The sequence below is a fragment of the Pseudohaliea sp. genome, assembly GCF_040217025.1.
GTDB lineage: Bacteria > Pseudomonadota > Gammaproteobacteria > Pseudomonadales > Halieaceae > Pseudohaliea.
Genome location: NZ_JAVJOA010000010.1, coordinates 240696 through 255343 on the forward strand (window position 1 = coordinate 240696; position 14648 = coordinate 255343).

A 14648-nucleotide genomic window follows, 5' to 3' on the forward strand; every position below is an offset into this window, starting at 1 on the left:
GCGCCTCTCGAAACAATGCCTGCGCGAAACCCGCGCAGCGATCAGCGCTTGGAGAACTGCGGACGCTTGCGCGCCTTGCGCAGGCCCACCTTCTTGCGCTCTACCGCGCGCGCGTCGCGGGTGACGAAGCCGGCGCCGCGCAGCGTGCCGCGCAGCGACTCGTCGTAATCCATCAGGGCGCGGGTGATGCCGTGGCGGATGGCGCCGGCCTGGCCGAAGCTGCCGCCGCCCTCGACGGTCACGTTGATGTCGAACTTCTCGACCAGGTCCACCAGCTCGAGGGGCTGGCGGACGATCATGCGGGCGACTTCACGGCCGAAATACTGGTCCAGCGGGCGCTTGTTGACGGTGATGCTGCCGCCGCCGCTCTGCAGGAACACGCGGGCCGTGGAGGTCTTGCGGCGGCCCGTGCCGTAGTATTGGGTTGCTGCCATGGTAGACCTTTAGATGTTGAGGGGTTGCGGCTGCTGCGCGGCGTGCGGATGCTCGCTGCCGGCATACACCTTCAGTTTGCGGAACATGGCCCGGCCGAGGGGGTTGCGCGGCAGCATGCCCTTGACGGCGCGCTGCAGCACCCGCTCGGGTGCCTTGTCGATCAGCTTCTCGAACGACGCGGAGCGGATGCCGCCCGGGTACCCCGTGTGGTGGTAGTACATCTTGTCGGTCGCCTTGGCGCCGGTCACGCGGACCTTCTCGCAGTTGACCACGACAATGTAGTCACCGGTATCGACATGCGGGGTGTATTCGGGCTTGTGCTTGCCGCGCAGGCGGTGGGCGATCTCCGCCGCCAGCCGGCCCAGGGTCTTGTCCGTGGCGTCCACGACATACCAGTCCTGGTGCACGTCCCCGGCTTTCGCGCTGTAAGTTTTCATGGAATCTGTCTCGCCTTTTGGGGCAGAAATAAAAGAGCGCGAATACTACTGGAACGACGGGGGCGCCGCAAGCCCCGTCAGCGCCCTTCGGCGCCGCCCTTTTCCGGTGCTTCCCGCGGGTCTTCCCCGGGTCCCGGGTACCCCGGGGCAGTCGCACGATTCCGGGCTCAGGGACGGTGCTCCCGGGCCAGGTAGTCGCGGGACTGCATCTCCTGCAGCCGCGACAGGGTGCGCTCGAACTCGAAGCCCAGGCCCCCGCCCTCGTAGAGCGACAGCAGGGGGCAGTCGGCGGCGATCACCAGCTTCACGTTGCGGTCGTAGAATTCGTCCACGAGGTTGATGAAGCGCCGCGCGCTGTCGTCCGTGGCCCGGCCCATGGGCCGGACGCCGGAGAGAAGGACGGCGTGGAATACCCGCGCCAGCTCGATGTAGTCGTTCTGGGAACGCGGGCCGCCGCAGAGCTCCTCGAACTCGAACCAGGCCACGTCATCGGCCAGGCAGCGGGCGGTGAGGTAGCGGCCGTTCACCTCCAGCCGCTGCCAGGGCTGCCCGGCCTCCGGGGCCAGGCGGGTGAAGAAGTCCTCGAGGGCCGCGGTGGCGGTGTCGCCCAGGGGGTGGTGGTACAGCGGGGCGCGCTCGAGGGTGCGCAGCCGGTAGTCGATGCCGCCGTCCACGTTCAGCACCCGGGTGTGGGCCTCGATCAGGGCGATGGCGGGCAGGAAGCGCTGCCGCTGCAGGCCGTTCTCGTACAGACGCTGCGGCGGGATGTTCGAGGTCGCGACCAGGGTGATGCCGCGGGCGAAGAGCGCCTCCATGAGCTTGCCGAGGATCATCGCGTCGGCGATGTCGCTGACGAAGAACTCGTCGAAGCAGAGCACGTCGGTTTCGCCCGCCAGCCGGTCCGCGACCTTCTCCAGCGGGTTCTTTTCGCCGGCCAGGGCCTTGAGCTCGCGGTGGACGCGCTGCATGAAGCGGTGAAAGTGCACCCGCTGCCGCCCCTCCGCGGGCAGGCAGTCATAGAAGGTATCCATGAGCCAGGTCTTGCCGCGGCCGACGCCGCCCCAGAGGTAGAGCCCGGTCTCGGGAAGCCGCTGTCGCCGCCGCAGCCGCGCCAGGGCAGCGCCGAGACCGCGGCCGCGGGCCCGGCGCTCCGCCAGCCGGGTGAACAGGTCGTCGAGGGCAGCCACGGCCTCGGCCTGCGCCGGGTCGCGGGCGAAGCCGTGCTCCTCGATATCCTGTTCGTAGCGTTCCAGCGGCGTGGCCAAGGCCCTGCCTCCCCCGGGCGGATGGGCGCGCTACTCTAGCCGCGGCGTGCAGGGTTGGCAATGACGGGGTGGCAACGAATGTTGCCGGAATCCTCGCCGCCGGCCCGGGCGGCGCGCTATACTCCGTGAGTCCCCCAATGACCCTGCAACGCCTCTATTCCAGCCTTTTTAGGGAGTGATTCTCATGTACAGCATCGACATACTGATCGGCACCGGACTCTGCGCCCTCATCGTCGGGGGACTGCTCGGCATGCTCTTCGGCCGCAACTCCACCGCCGGCAGCCAGCAGGCCCGGGAGCTCGAGAAGCGCATCGACCAGCTCACGCGGGACAAGCAGGCCTACGAGAACCGCGTCACCGAGCATTTCGTGGAAACCGCCGACCGGCTCAACGCCCTGACCGACATGTACCGCGGCATCCACGAGCACCTCGCCGAGGGCGCCAGCACCCTCTGCGTGGGCAAGAACGACGTCTCCGTGAAGCGCCTCGCCGGCACGGCGGACGACAGCGAAGTGCCCCAGGAATCCATGAACATCGAACCGCCGCGGGATTATGCGCCCAAGGCCGAGGGTGAGACGGGCATGCTGAACGAGAGCTTCGGCATCGAGCGGGAGCAGACCCCGGGGACCCGTCAGGGCCCCGCGGCAGGCGAAGAGGCCGAGGACGTGGTCGAGGAAACGACCGCCGAAGCCGAAGCCGAAGCCAGAGCCGATGCCGAAGACACTGACAGCGGCAGCGAGACGGCGGGCGAGAAAGACAGCGAGCGCAAGGAAACCGCCTGACCGCTGGCGCCCTGCCCGGCTTGCCGGCATCCGTCGAGCCGGGCAGCACACCACCGGCCCCCGCCCGGCCCTTGCCGGCGCATACCCGGCCGCTCAGGCCGGGTTGTCACAATCCAGGAAGGTGAATGCGAGGCCGAAGCGTTCCGCCATGAGCTGCCCCAGCGCCTGCACCCCGTAGCGCTCCGTGGCGTGGTGTCCCGCCGCGAAGAACTGCACCCCCTGCTCGCGGGCGCTGTGCACCGTGGGTTCCGAGACCTCGCCGGTGATGTAGGCGTCCGCCCCCGCGGCCGCGGCGGCATCGATGTAGCCCTGCGCCGCCCCGGTGCACCAGGCCACGCGACGCAGCGTGGCCGCGGCCTCGCCGATGTGCAGCGGCTCCCGGTGCGTCAGCAGCGCCAGCCGCTCGGCCAGCGCGCCGGCGGTCAGCGGCTCGGCCAGGTTGCCGATCGATCCCACGCCATCGCTCGCATCGCGATGCAGCGGCTCGATGTCGACGATGCCGAGGTGCCGGCCGAGCTCGGCGTTGTTGCCCACCGCCGGGTGTGCATCCAGCGGCAGGTGGTAAGCGATCAGGGAGAGCTCGTTGCCGAGCAGGGTCGCCAGGCGGCGGCGCTTCATGCCGACCACCCGCTGATCCTCCCCGCGCCAGAAGTAACCGTGGTGCACCAGCAACGCATCCGCGCCCCAGGCCACCGCCGCATCGAGGACCGACTGGTTGGCGGTCACGGCACAGGCGAGCTTCGCCACCGATGGACGGCCGGCCACCTGCAGGCCGTTCGGGCAGTAGTCGCGGAAGCGCGCGGGCTCGAGCAGCGCGTCCATGGCGGCGACGAGTTCGTCCAGGGCGACGGTCATGGGATCTCCTTAGGGGTGTCGTGAATGCGGCTCCGCCCCGCGTCGCGCGGGCCGGGTCGGCGAACGGGCGGAAGCGGGCGAAGGCCGCCTTCTGTGCCAGGGGCTGCCATCATATAGAATGCGTTTTTCAGAGCGCAATTTCAGCCTGTCGGGACGATCACGGGGGAGAGGGGCATGCTCAGCTGGCTACGCGTTGCGGCCTGGCCGGTGGCCGCCGGCATCCTTGCGGCGCTGCTCGTGCTGGAGCACTGGGTGCTGGCGCCCCGGGAGGCCGGCGGCGGCCCCGGTGAGGCGCAGAGCTACGCCGCCGCGGTGCAGGCCGCTACCCCCGCGGTGGTCAACATCTATACCCGCAAGGTGGTCCCCACGCGGGCCGGGCGCCTGCTGAACGACCCCTTCTGGCGCCAGTTCGTTCCCCGCAACCAGCCCCGGCAGCGTATCGAGCAGAGCCTCGGCTCCGGGGTGATCTTCTCCGCCGAAGGCCACGTCCTCACCAACAATCACGTCATCGACGGTGCCGACGCCATCCAGGTACTCCTCGGTGATGGCCGCACCGCGGCCGCGCGCATCATCGGCACGGACCCGGCGACGGACCTCGCCCTGCTCAAGATCGACCTGCCGGACCTTACGCCGATCGCGCTGGGCAATTCCGCCGATGCGCGCGTGGGCGACGTGGTGCTGGCGATCGGCAATCCGCTGGGCTTCGGGCAGTCGGTGACCCAGGGGATCATTTCCGGCCTCGAGCGCTACGGCCTCGAGGGTGTCTACGAGAGCTACATCCAGACCGATGCGATCATCCACCAGGGCAACTCCGGGGGCGCGCTCGTGGACTCGCGGGGACGGCTCCTCGGCATCAACACCCTCATCTATACCTCGGACCAGCAGGCCGTGAGCGGTGCCACGGGCATCGGCATCGGCCTGGCGATACCCGTGGACCTCGCCCGCTTCGTCGTCGGCGACCTCATCGAGTACGGCCGGGTCATCCGCGGCTGGCTGGGCGTGCAGGTGGAGCCGCGGCTCCTGCGCGAGGGTGACGGCCCGACGGGTCAGGCCCTGATCGTCACCGCGGTGGCTGAGGGGGGGCCCGCGCAGAAGGCCGGGCTGCAGCCCGGCGACGTCATCACCCACTTCAACGGGGAGCCCGTGGAGGATGTGCGCCGGAGCATGTACGACATCGCCCTGCTCCGCCCCGGCGACAGCCTCCGCATCACCGCCCTCCGCGGCAGCCAGACCGTCGACCTGCGCGCCGTGGTCGGCGCCCAGACCCAGTCACCGGGAGCCGTCGGCCCCTCCCCCCAGTAGCCCGCGGCACTGCAAGTGCGCTATTGCCCGTGGAAGGTCTAGGGGGAACCCTCGCCCTCGAGGACCGCGTCCCGGCGGTATTCCGCACTGCGCGCGTGGGCGGTGAGGGACTCGCCGCGGGCGAGCGTCGAGGCGACATCGCCGAGCACCCGTGCCCCGGCCGGGCTCACGTTGATGATGGAGCTGCGCTTCTGGAAGTCGTAGACGCCGAGGGGCGAGAAGAAGCGCGCGCTGCCGGCGGTGGGCAGCACGTGGTTGGGGCCGGCGCAGTAGTCGCCGAGGGCCTCGGCGCTGTAGCGGCCGAGGAAGATCGCCCCCGCGGCACGGATCGCGGGCAGCAGCGCCTCCGGGTCCGCCACGGACAGTTCGAGGTGCTCCGGGGCGACACGGTTGGAGAGGCGCACGGCATCGTCGAGGTCCGCGGTCAGCACCAGCGCGCCGCGCCGCGCCAGCGAGGCGGCGATGATGTCGCGGCGCTCCTGCTGCGGCAGCAGTTCTTCGATCGCCGCAGCCACGGCATCGAGGAACGCGGCGTCCGGGGACAGCAGCAGGGCCTGCGCGTTCTCGTCGTGCTCGGCCTGGGAGAACAGGTCCATGGCGATCCACGCCGGGTCCGTAGCGCCGTCACAGATGATGAGAATCTCCGAGGGGCCGGCGACCATGTCGATGCCGACCCGGCCGAACACCTGGCGCTTGGCCTCGGCGACGTAGGCGTTGCCGGGGCCGACGATCTTGTCCACTGCGGCGATGCTCGCGGTGCCGTAGGCCAGGGCTGCGACGGCCTGGGCCCCGCCGATGGTGTAGACCCGGCTGACCCCGGCCAGCGCTGCCGCCGCCAGCACCAGCTCGTTGAGCTCGCCGCCCGGCGCCGGCACCACCATGGTGATTTCATCGACGCCCGCGACGTGCGCGGGCAGGGCGTTCATGAGCACCGAGGACGGGTAGCTCGCCTTGCCGCCGGGTACGTAGACACCGACGCTGCCAAGCGGCGTGACCTGCTGGCCCAGCACGTTGCCGTGCTCGTCCGTGTACTGCCAGCTGGTGCCGAGCTGGCGCTCGTGGTACGTGCGGATGCGCGCCGCGGCCACGGCCAGGGCCGCCCGCTGCGTCGCCGGCAGCCCGTCCAGCGCCGCCTGCAGCCGCCCGGCCGGCACCGTGAGCCCGGCGATGCTGTCTGCCGTGAGACTGTCGAAGCGCGCCGTGTAGTCGAGGACGGCGGCGTCGCCGCGGACCTCGACGTCGGCCAGGATCGCCGCAACCCGCGCCTGCACCGTGGCCGAGTCGGCCTCACCGGCCGGCGCCAGGGCGGCGAGCGCCGCGTCGAAGTCCGCGGCGCGGGTGTCGAGGCGGGCAATCACGCCGCGAGTCCGTCGGCGGGCAGCGCGGCCTCGATGTCCGCCAGGAGCCGGGTGATCGGCTCGTGCGCCGCGCGCAGGGACGCCTTGTTGACCACCAGCCGGGAGCTCACCGTGGCGATCTCCTCGAGGGGTTCGAGGCCGTTGGCGCGCAGCGTGTTGCCGCTGTCGACGATGTCGACGATGAGATCGGACAGCCCCATGGTTGGGGCCAGTTCCATGGCGCCGTAAAGCTTGATGATGTCGGCCTGCACGCCGCGGGCAGCGAAGTGCCGGCGGGCGACGTTGACGAACTTGGTGGCCACGCGCACGCGGGAGCCGGTGGGCCGCCAGCCCGTCGGGGCGGCGGTCATGAGCCGGCAGCGCGCGATGCCGAGGTCCAGCGGCTCGTAGAGCCCCTCGGCGCCCTGCTCGAGGAGCATGTCCTTGCCGACGACGCCGAGGTCGGCGGCGCCGTGGCGGACGTAGGTCGGCACGTCCGTGCCGCGCAGCACCAGCAGGCGCAGGCCGGGGCGGTTGCTGTCGAAGACCAGCTTGCGGCTGCTGTCGATGTCCTCCGCCGGCTCGATGCCGGCCCGGGCCAGCAACGGCAGCGTCTCGGCGAGGATCCGGCCCTTGGTCAGCGCCAGGGTGAGCGTGCCGGCCACGGCTTCAGCCCTGCCACTCGTCCGGGGTGAAGGTGCGGATGTTCACCGCGTGGATCGAGCCCGCGGCGATGCTCTCGCGCAGCGCGCCGTACACCAGCTGCTGCTTCTTTACCGGGCGCAGGCCGGTAAATAGCTCGCCGATCACCGTGATGTCGTAGTTGCTGCCCGCGCCCTCGACCTGCACCTCGCAGCCCTCGAGTTCCTGCTCTACGAGCGCCTTGACCGTCGCTGCGTCCACCCTTGCCTCCATTCCTGCCTGCTGTCTGTTTCTGCCTGTGCTTCCTGCCCGCCCTGACCAACTGCCGCCTCAGCTGTCCAGGCCCTCGGCGGTCCAGTTGGCGATAACCGTATCCAGGTCACCGTCGTACTTCCGGGCCGAGGCCTCGAACTGGCTGCGGTAGATCTGGCCGAGGTTCACGTCCTCGACGATCAGGTTGCGGATCAGCCAGCTGCCGTCGCGCTCGCGGCCCATGGTGTAGGTGACGACGTAGGGCTGCGCCTCGTCGCTGTAGATCAGCTGCTTGAGCGTCGCCCGGCTGCCCTCTTCCCGGCTGTCGTCCTCGTCCAGCTCGACCCGCGAACCGTTGAAGGCGAGCAGGCCCTTGCTGTAGGTTCGCACCAGGCCCTTGCGCATGGTCTCCGTGAAGCGCTCGAGCTGGTCGCGGAGCTTCTCCCGCCCCGCCTCGTCGAGGGAGCGGTAGCGCTCGCTGGTGGCATAGTCGCCCATCACGCCGCGGGCGAAGCCGCGGAAATCGACCACCGGGTCGAGCACCTCGTGCACGGCCTGGTAGTAGCGCTCCGGGTCCTCGTCCACGTAACCCTGGGCGTTCTCGATCACCTCGAGAACGTCCTCCGTGGTCTCCCGTAGCGTCTGCGCCGCGCTGCGCGGCTCCTGCTCGACCGCCCGGGCGACGTCACCGAACGCCAGGGCAGTTGCTGTCACCAATACTCCGGCAAGCGCTGCCAGGCGGCGCAGTGCGCCGCTGCGGAGGCCTGCCATCCGATCCGCTTGTCTGTTCATGGGCTTCCCGATTCGTCCTGTTTGCTGCGGCGGCCCCGGCGAGCGGTTAGAATCCGCTCCATGCCAACTCACGCCACCGTCGCGGGCCCGCCAGTGTACTACGTTTCGACCCGCGTTCCGTATGACCACAGCGCTGCCGCCGGGTTTCCCGGCCGCGGCGCGGGCGGGAAAAACACCGCCGCATGATTCTCGCGGCCGCAGCGGTCATCATCGGCCTCGTGCTCCTGGTCTGGAGCGCGGACCTCTTCGTCGCCGGTGCCGCCTCCATCGCCGAGAACCTCGGGCTGTCGCCGGTCATCATCGGCCTGACCATCGTTTCCCTCGGCACCTCGGCGCCGGAGATCCTGGTGTCCGTCACCGCCGCCCTCGCCGGGGCCGGCGAGCTCGCCGTGGGCAACGCCCTCGGCTCGAACATCGCCAACATCGGCCTCGTGCTCGGGCTCACGGTACTCATCGCGCCCATGCTCATCCGCCAGGGCTGCGTGCGCGTTGAGCTGCCGACCCTGCTCCTCGTCACCCTGGGCACCTGGGTGCTCCTGCTCGACGGCGTGCTGTCGCGCTTCGACGGCCTGCTGATGATGGGCGGCCTGGTCCTGATCCTCGTGCAGATGGTCCGCGCGCAGGCCGGGGACCAGGTCGTGCAGGAAGAGAGCGAAGAGGAGGAACTGCCGCACCTGTCGCCCCTGCGCGCCTGGCTCGCGTTCTTCGCCGGCCTCGCCCTCCTCGTCGGCAGTTCCCGCCTGCTGGTCTGGGGCGCCACGACCATCGCCGCCCAGCTCGGCGTCTCCGAACTGGTCATCGGCCTGACCATCGTCGCCGTGGGCACCAGCCTGCCGGAGCTTGCCGCGACGCTAGCGAGCGCCCTCAAGGGACACACGGAGATCGCCATCGGCAATGTCATCGGCTCGAACCTGTTCAACCTGCTGGCGGTGATGTCAGTGCCCGGCGTCATCGCGCCGCTGGCGCTGTCCGGCGACGTGCTCGCCCGCGACTACCCGGCCATGGCCGCGGGCACGTTCCTCCTCGCCATCGCCATCTACACGGGGCACTACCGCCGGCGCGCGGAGGGCGGCTACAGCTACCTGGGCCGTGCGGTAGGGCTGTTGTTGACGGCCTTCTACGCGCTGTATTATTACGCGCTTTCCCAGAGCCTCTAGGGGTGTCAGCTTCTCCATGACCCACGCCGCCCCGCCCAGCTACGTCGACTCCGCCCGCCGCACCGTGCGCATGGAAGCCGAGGCCGTCGCCGCCCTCGAAGCGCGCATCGGCAGCGAGTTTGCCCACGCCTGCGAGCTGCTGCTCGCTACCCGCGGCCGGGTCGTCGTTACGGGCATGGGCAAGTCCGGGCACATCGGCACGAAGATCGCAGCGACGCTCGCCAGCACCGGCACGCCCGCCTTCTTCGTCCACCCGGGCGAGGCGAGCCACGGCGACATGGGCATGATCACCGGCGACGACTGCGTGCTGGCCCTGTCGAACAGCGGCAGCACCAACGAGGTGGTGATGCTGCTGCCGCTGCTCAAGCGGCTGGGAACCCCCCTGGTGAGCATGACCGGCAACCCGTCCTCGACGCTGGCGCAGGCGGCGGACGCCCACCTCGACACCGGGGTCGAGACCGAGGCCTGCCCGCTGGACCTCGCCCCCACCTCGAGCACGACCACGGCCCTGGTCATGGGCGACGCGCTCGCCATCGCGCTGCTCGAGGCCCGCGGCTTCACCGCCGAGGACTTCGCCTTCTCCCACCCCGGCGGCGCCCTCGGCCGCAAGCTCCTGCTCATGGTGGAAGACGTGATGCGCAGCGGCCCGGAGATTCCCCGGGTCACCCCGGAAACGCCGCTCGGTGAAGCGCTGCTGGAAATCTCCGCCAAGGGCCTGGGCATGACCACGGTCGTCGACGGCGACCACCTCGAGGGCGTGTTCACGGACGGCGACCTCCGGCGCGCCATCGACGCCCGCATCGACATTAACGAGACGCCCATCGGCGATCTCATGACGCGCAAGGCGCGCACCATCACCGAGGGCATGCTGGCCGCCGAGGCGCTGCGCATCATGGAAGAGAACCGCATCAGCGCGCTCGTGGTGGTCGGCGACCACGGCGAGCCGGTCGGCGTGGTCAGCCTGCTCGGCCTGCTCCAGGCCGGCATCGCCTGAGGCCGCCGGTGATCGACCGCACCCGCGCCAGCGCCCTGCGCCTCCTGGCCCTCGATGTCGACGGCGTCCTCACGGACGGCCGGCTCTACTACGGCAACGACGGCGAGGAACTGAAGGCGTTCAACATCAAGGACGGCCTGGGCCTCAAGCTGCTGCAGCAGGCCGGCATCGCCGTGGCCATCATCACCGGGCGCCGCTCGCAGATCGTCCAGCGCCGCGCCACGGAGCTCGGCATCGCGCACGTGGTGCAGGGGCGCGAGGACAAGCGCGTGGCCCTCGAGGAACTCTGCGCGGGCCTGGGCCTTACGCTCGCGCAGTGTGCCTACATGGGCGACGACCTGCCCGACCTCGGCGCCCTGCGCGCGGCGGCCATCGGCCTGGCGCCCGCCGACGCGGTGGATGCGGTGGCCGAGGCGGCCGACTGGCAGAGCCGCTATCCCGGCGGCGGCGGCTGCGTGCGCGAGGCCTGCGAGCAGCTCCTGCACGCCATGGACCGCCGCGAGGCCATCGAGGCGGCCTACCGGTGAAGCACCTCACCGCCCTGCTGCTGGCCGGTGCCGCGCTGCTCGCACCGGCGGCGCAGGCATTGCCAGGGGACCGGGAGCAGCCCATTGCCGTCGAGGCCGACCGCGCCGTGCGCGATGAAAAAGCCGGCGAGACGATCTATACCGGGGCCGTGCGCCTGGTGCAGGGCAGCCTGGTGATCGAGGCCGACGAGCTCACCATCTACCACAGCCGCGACCTCGCCGAACGCGTGGTCGCGGTCGGCGAACCGGCCCGCATGCAGCAGCAGCCCGAGGTCGACGAGGCCGTGATCCACGCCGCCGCCCGGCGCATCACCTATTTCACCGCCGCGGAGCGCGTCCTCCTCGAACGAGACGCCGAGGTCGAGCAGGACGGCGCCACGGTGCGCGGCGAGCGCATCGACTACCTGATCCGCGAGCAGCTGGTGCGCGCCGATGCGGCGGACAGCGGCGGTGAGCGGGTGCAGGTAGTGATCCCGCCGCGTCTCGCCGAGGAGGCCGAGAACCCGGTGGATACCGCCGGCGAAGACAACGGCGAAAGCGGCGCCCGGGAGGACGCGGCGACCCCGACGCCCGCGACGCCAGCCGGCGCCGCCACCGACACAGGAGCGCCGCCCGATGGCGGAACTGAAGGCGACTAAGCTGGCCAAGGCCTACGGCGGGCGCCCCGTGGTCCGGGACGTCTCCCTCGCCGTGGAAAGCGCCCAGGTGGTCGGCCTGCTGGGGCCGAACGGCGCCGGCAAGACCACCTGTTTCTACATGATCGTCGGCATCATCCGCGCCGATGCCGGGCAGATCACCATCGATGGCGAGGACATCATCGGCCTGCCCATGCATGCGCGGGCGCGCCGGGGCATCGGCTACCTGCCGCAGGAAGCCTCCGTGTTCCGCAAGCTGTCCGTGGGCGACAACCTCATGGCCATCCTGGAGACGCGGCGGGACCTCACCCGCGCCCAGCGCCGCGAGCGCCGGGACGAGCTGCTCGAGGAGTTCCACGTCGCCCACCTGCGCGACAGTCTCGGCCAGGCGCTCTCCGGCGGCGAACGGCGGCGCGTGGAGATCGCCCGGGCGCTGGCCACGGAACCGGCGTTCATCCTCCTCGACGAGCCCTTTGCCGGCGTCGACCCGATCTCCGTCTCGGACATCAAGGAGATCATCCGCCACCTCCAGCACCGCGGCATCGGCGTCCTCATCACCGACCACAACGTGCGCGAGACCCTCGATATCTGCGAGACCGCCTACATCGTCGGCGAGGGTCGCATCATCGCCGCAGGCTCTCCCCAGGCGGTGCTCGACAACCCGGAAGTGCGCAAGGTCTATCTCGGCGATACCTTCCGTCTCTGACCGGTTCGGGGAAGCCCCTGGAACCCCCGGAGCGCCGCTCTGTGGGGCGATTTCAGGCACCGCCCGGGTCCTTTCCGACGCAGTTCGTGACGGACGTCAAAAGTCAACAAGTTCGTCACTGCAATTTCCGCGCCAGTCCGTTGCCAGCGTCGGCGGGCCGGCGCTACACTGCACCGGTAAAGGGCAAGGGAACGCCTCTCCGTCACCATCATGAAGCAAGCACTGCAACTCAAGCTGGGTCAGCAGCTGACCATGACGCCGCAGCTGCAGCAGGCGATCAAGCTGCTGCAGCTGTCGACGCTGGACCTGCAGCTGGAGATCCAGCAGGTGCTGCAGAGCAACCCGATGCTCGAGCTCGATGAGGGCGAGGGCGACGACGACGGTCCCGTCGACGGCGCCGAACGCGAGGAGCAGCTGACCGCGAGCACGGGCGAGGGGCCCCTGGAGAGCCTCGAGCGCACGGCGGCCGGTGACGGCGAGAGCGGCGACTACGAGCCGACCATGCCCGAGGACCTGCCCGTGGATACGCAGTGGGAGGACCTCGTGCCCTCCTCCGCGCCCTCGGCACCGGGCCCGGCCGCGGAAGGCGCCGACTACGACGTGGACAGCCGCAACGCCAGCGTCCAGAGCCTCCACGATCACCTGCTCTGGCAGCTCAACCTCACCCGCCTGTCAGACCTCGACCGCGCCATCGCGATGACCATCATCGATGCCACCGATGACAGCGGCCGCCTCACCAGCACCGTGGACGAGCTGCACACGCTCTGCGCCGCGGACTTCGAGGACGAGATCGAGCGCGAGGAAGTGCTCGCCGTGCTCCACGCCCTGCAACAGTTCGAGCCCACCGGGGTTTTCGCCGCCGACCTGCAGGAATGCCTGCTGCTGCAGCTGAAACAGCTGCCGCCGGAAACCCCCTGGCTGGAGCAGGCGCGCACCCTGGTCAGCCGCCACCTGGCGCAGCTCGGCAACGGCGACTACGCGCAGATCCTGCGCCGCATGCGTCTCGACGAGGACGCGCTGCGCGGCGTCCTCCAGCTGCTGCAGACCCTCGACCCGTTCCCCGGCAAGCGCATCGGCAGCGACGACACCGAGTACGTCGTCCCCGACGTGTTCGTGCGCAAGCGCGACGGGCGCTGGGTGGTGGAGCTGAACCCGGACATCGCACCGCGGCTGCGCATCAACGACACCTACGCGGGCATGATCCGGCGCGCGGACAACAGCGCCGACAACACCTACCTGCGCGACAACCTGCAGGAGGCGCGCTGGTTCCTGAAGAGCCTGCAGAGCCGCAACGAAACCCTGCTGAAGGTGGCCTCGGAGATCGTCTCCCACCAGCGCAACTTCCTTGAGTACGGCGAGGAGGCCATGAAACCGCTGGTCCTCCACGACATTGCCGAGGCCGTGTCGATGCACGAATCGACCATCTCCCGGGTGACCACGCGCAAGTACATGCACACGCCCCGGGGCATTTTCGAGCTGAAGTATTTCTTCTCCAGCCACGTCGCCACGACCACGGGCGGCGCCTGCTCCTCCACCGCCATCCGCGCGCTGATCCGCAAGCTCATCGCGGCGGAGAACCCGCGCAAACCGCTCAGCGACAGCCGGCTCGCGCAGCTGCTGGAGGAACAGGGGATCAAGGTGGCCAGGCGGACGATCGCGAAGTACCGGGACAGCCTGTACATCCCGCCTTCAAGCGAGCGCAAGCGCCTGGTCTGAGACAGAAGCGCCCGGCAGAGGCCCGGGCATACCTGCGTTGCAACGCACAAGGAGTCCAGTATGCAACTCAACATCAGCGGCCATCACGTCGACGTCACCGACCCCCTCCGCGAGTACGTGGAAAGCAAGTTCGAGCGGCTCCAGCGCCATCACAGCCACATCACCAACATGGAAGTGACCCTCGTCGTCGAGAAGCAGATACAGAAAGCCGAGGCCAACGTGCACATCTCCGGCGCCGACATCTTTGCCGCGGCGGAGTCGGACGACATGTACGCCGCCATCGACGCGCTTGCCGACAAGCTCGACCGGCAGCTCATCAAGCACAAGGAGAAGGCGCGGCCGCACTAGCATGGAAGCCTTGGGAGAACTGCTGTCACCGGCGCGCACCCGACGGGACCTGCCCGGGACCAGCAAGAAAGCCATCTTCGAGGAGGTCGCCGCGCTCGTCGCGGCGGACCACCCGGACCTCGACCCCGGTGACGTCATCGGCAAGCTGCTCGCCCGGGAGAAGCTCGGCAGCACCGGCCTTGGCGGCGGCGTCGCCATTCCGCACTGCCGGCTGGCAAGCTGCGGCCAGCCCCTGGGGGCGCTGGTCAGCCTGCGCGAGCCCGCCGACTTCGATGCCCCGGACGACGCGCCGGTGGACCTTCTCTTCGTCCTCCTCGTGCCCGAGGAGGCGCACCAGGAACACCTCGATATCCTCGCCGCCATCGCACGCCTGTTCAGCCAGTCGGCGCTGCGCTCTGCCCTGCGCGCCTGCGACAGCGACCGCGCGCTGTACGACACCGTGGTCGGCTGGGAAGGCTGAACCCGCC

Annotated in this window: 18 protein-coding genes; 10 read left to right on the plus strand and 8 right to left on the minus strand. The window is 69.9% G+C overall.

What is annotated here, in order from left to right:
- Positions 1–41: 41 nt before the first annotated feature.
- The 3 genes from rpsI to zapE form a co-directional block, all read right to left on the minus strand.
- Positions 42–434: a 30S ribosomal protein S9 gene (rpsI, locus tag RKE50_RS12485; protein WP_350036762.1), complete on the minus strand. Its 393-nt coding sequence runs from the start codon at positions 432–434 to the stop codon at positions 42–44.
- 9 nt (positions 435–443) lie between these two features.
- Entirely contained in the window at positions 444–872 is a 429-nt protein-coding gene (gene rplM / locus RKE50_RS12490) for a 50S ribosomal protein L13 (protein ID WP_350036763.1), read from the minus strand.
- A gap of 167 nt (positions 873–1039) precedes the next feature.
- Complete coding sequence (zapE, locus tag RKE50_RS12495) at positions 1040–2137, minus strand: cell division protein ZapE (RefSeq protein WP_350036764.1); 1098 nt, start codon at positions 2135–2137, stop codon at positions 1040–1042.
- Positions 2138–2321: 184 nt separating this feature from the next.
- Here zapE and RKE50_RS12500 point away from each other — a divergent pair, with 184 nt between their 5' ends.
- Entirely contained in the window at positions 2322–2918 is a 597-nt protein-coding gene (locus RKE50_RS12500) for a Z-ring associated ZapG family protein (RefSeq protein WP_350036765.1), read from the plus strand.
- Between the two features lie 93 nt (positions 2919–3011).
- Here the strand turns inward: RKE50_RS12500 and RKE50_RS12505 are convergent, their stop codons facing one another.
- Positions 3012–3773 (minus strand): Nif3-like dinuclear metal center hexameric protein, encoded by a 762-nt coding sequence (locus RKE50_RS12505; RefSeq protein ID WP_350036766.1) that lies wholly within the window; start codon positions 3771–3773, stop codon positions 3012–3014.
- A gap of 174 nt (positions 3774–3947) precedes the next feature.
- Here RKE50_RS12505 and RKE50_RS12510 point away from each other — a divergent pair, with 174 nt between their 5' ends.
- The gene (locus RKE50_RS12510) at positions 3948–5075 is read left to right on the plus strand and encodes a S1C family serine protease (protein WP_350036767.1); all 1128 of its coding nucleotides are present in this window, start codon (positions 3948–3950) and stop codon (positions 5073–5075) included.
- 38 nt (positions 5076–5113) lie between these two features.
- Here the strand turns inward: RKE50_RS12510 and hisD are convergent, their stop codons facing one another.
- The 4 genes from hisD to RKE50_RS12530 are packed head-to-tail and all read right to left on the minus strand — an operon-like array spanning position 5114 to position 8020.
- Complete coding sequence (gene hisD, locus RKE50_RS12515; protein WP_350036768.1) at positions 5114–6433, minus strand: histidinol dehydrogenase; 1320 nt, start codon at positions 6431–6433, stop codon at positions 5114–5116.
- Entirely contained in the window at positions 6430–7077 is a 648-nt protein-coding gene (gene hisG, locus RKE50_RS12520) for an ATP phosphoribosyltransferase (RefSeq protein WP_350036769.1), read from the minus strand. Before hisG ends, hisD begins: the two co-directional genes overlap by 4 nt.
- A 4-nt stretch (positions 7078–7081) precedes the next feature.
- Positions 7082–7327, minus strand: coding sequence for a BolA family protein (locus tag RKE50_RS12525; RefSeq protein ID WP_350036770.1), 246 nt, complete (start codon positions 7325–7327; stop codon positions 7082–7084).
- A 57-nt stretch (positions 7328–7384) separates the two neighbouring features.
- Complete coding sequence (locus tag RKE50_RS12530; RefSeq protein WP_350036771.1) at positions 7385–8020, minus strand: MlaC/ttg2D family ABC transporter substrate-binding protein; 636 nt, start codon at positions 8018–8020, stop codon at positions 7385–7387.
- A gap of 260 nt (positions 8021–8280) precedes the next feature.
- On the opposite strand from RKE50_RS12530, the gene RKE50_RS12535 reads away from it, so the two are divergent.
- From RKE50_RS12535 to ptsN, 8 genes are all read left to right on the plus strand, one after another.
- Positions 8281–9255: a calcium/sodium antiporter gene (locus tag RKE50_RS12535; protein ID WP_350036772.1), complete on the plus strand. Its 975-nt coding sequence runs from the start codon at positions 8281–8283 to the stop codon at positions 9253–9255.
- Between the two features lie 16 nt (positions 9256–9271).
- The gene (locus RKE50_RS12540; RefSeq protein ID WP_350036773.1) at positions 9272–10249 is read left to right on the plus strand and encodes a KpsF/GutQ family sugar-phosphate isomerase; all 978 of its coding nucleotides are present in this window, start codon (positions 9272–9274) and stop codon (positions 10247–10249) included.
- An 8-nt stretch (positions 10250–10257) separates the two neighbouring features.
- Entirely contained in the window at positions 10258–10776 is a 519-nt protein-coding gene (locus RKE50_RS12545) for a KdsC family phosphatase (protein ID WP_350036775.1), read from the plus strand.
- Complete coding sequence (gene lptA / locus RKE50_RS12550; protein ID WP_350036777.1) at positions 10773–11414, plus strand: lipopolysaccharide transport periplasmic protein LptA; 642 nt, start codon at positions 10773–10775, stop codon at positions 11412–11414. The genes RKE50_RS12545 and lptA overlap by 4 nt, the downstream gene beginning before the upstream one ends.
- Positions 11392–12117 carry an LPS export ABC transporter ATP-binding protein gene (lptB, locus tag RKE50_RS12555; RefSeq protein WP_350036779.1) on the plus strand — a complete coding sequence of 242 codons (726 nt, stop codon included), beginning with the start codon at positions 11392–11394 and terminating at the stop codon, positions 12115–12117. Before lptA ends, lptB begins: the two co-directional genes overlap by 23 nt.
- Positions 12118–12327: 210 nt before the next feature.
- Positions 12328–13833 (plus strand): RNA polymerase factor sigma-54, encoded by a 1506-nt coding sequence (locus RKE50_RS12560; protein ID WP_350036781.1) that lies wholly within the window; start codon positions 12328–12330, stop codon positions 13831–13833.
- Between the two features lie 60 nt (positions 13834–13893).
- A complete protein-coding gene (hpf, locus tag RKE50_RS12565; protein ID WP_350036783.1) occupies positions 13894–14181 on the plus strand; it encodes a ribosome hibernation-promoting factor, HPF/YfiA family in 288 nt (95 codons plus the stop codon).
- 1 nt (position 14182) lies between these two features.
- Entirely contained in the window at positions 14183–14641 is a 459-nt protein-coding gene (ptsN, locus tag RKE50_RS12570; protein WP_350036785.1) for a PTS IIA-like nitrogen regulatory protein PtsN, read from the plus strand.
- The last annotated feature ends 7 nt before the right edge of the window (positions 14642–14648 follow it).

Coding starts and splice junctions, on each gene's coding strand:
- rpsI (WP_350036762.1), bottom strand. CDS start 434: ATGGCAGCAACCCAATACTACGGCACGGGCCGCCGCAAGACCTCCACG.
- RKE50_RS12525 (WP_350036770.1), bottom strand. CDS start 7,327: ATGGAGGCAAGGGTGGACGCAGCGACGGTCAAGGCGCTCGTAGAGCAG.
- RKE50_RS12505 (WP_350036766.1), bottom strand. CDS start 3,773: ATGACCGTCGCCCTGGACGAACTCGTCGCCGCCATGGACGCGCTGCTC.
- ptsN (WP_350036785.1), top strand. CDS start 14,183: ATGGAAGCCTTGGGAGAACTGCTGTCACCGGCGCGCACCCGACGGGAC.
- lptB (WP_350036779.1), top strand. CDS start 11,392: ATGGCGGAACTGAAGGCGACTAAGCTGGCCAAGGCCTACGGCGGGCGC.
- rplM (WP_350036763.1), bottom strand. CDS start 872: ATGAAAACTTACAGCGCGAAAGCCGGGGACGTGCACCAGGACTGGTAT.
- RKE50_RS12560 (WP_350036781.1), top strand. CDS start 12,328: ATGAAGCAAGCACTGCAACTCAAGCTGGGTCAGCAGCTGACCATGACG.
- RKE50_RS12500 (WP_350036765.1), top strand. CDS start 2,322: ATGTACAGCATCGACATACTGATCGGCACCGGACTCTGCGCCCTCATC.
- RKE50_RS12510 (WP_350036767.1), top strand. CDS start 3,948: ATGCTCAGCTGGCTACGCGTTGCGGCCTGGCCGGTGGCCGCCGGCATC.
- RKE50_RS12540 (WP_350036773.1), top strand. CDS start 9,272: ATGACCCACGCCGCCCCGCCCAGCTACGTCGACTCCGCCCGCCGCACC.
- hpf (WP_350036783.1), top strand. CDS start 13,894: ATGCAACTCAACATCAGCGGCCATCACGTCGACGTCACCGACCCCCTC.
- RKE50_RS12535 (WP_350036772.1), top strand. CDS start 8,281: ATGATTCTCGCGGCCGCAGCGGTCATCATCGGCCTCGTGCTCCTGGTC.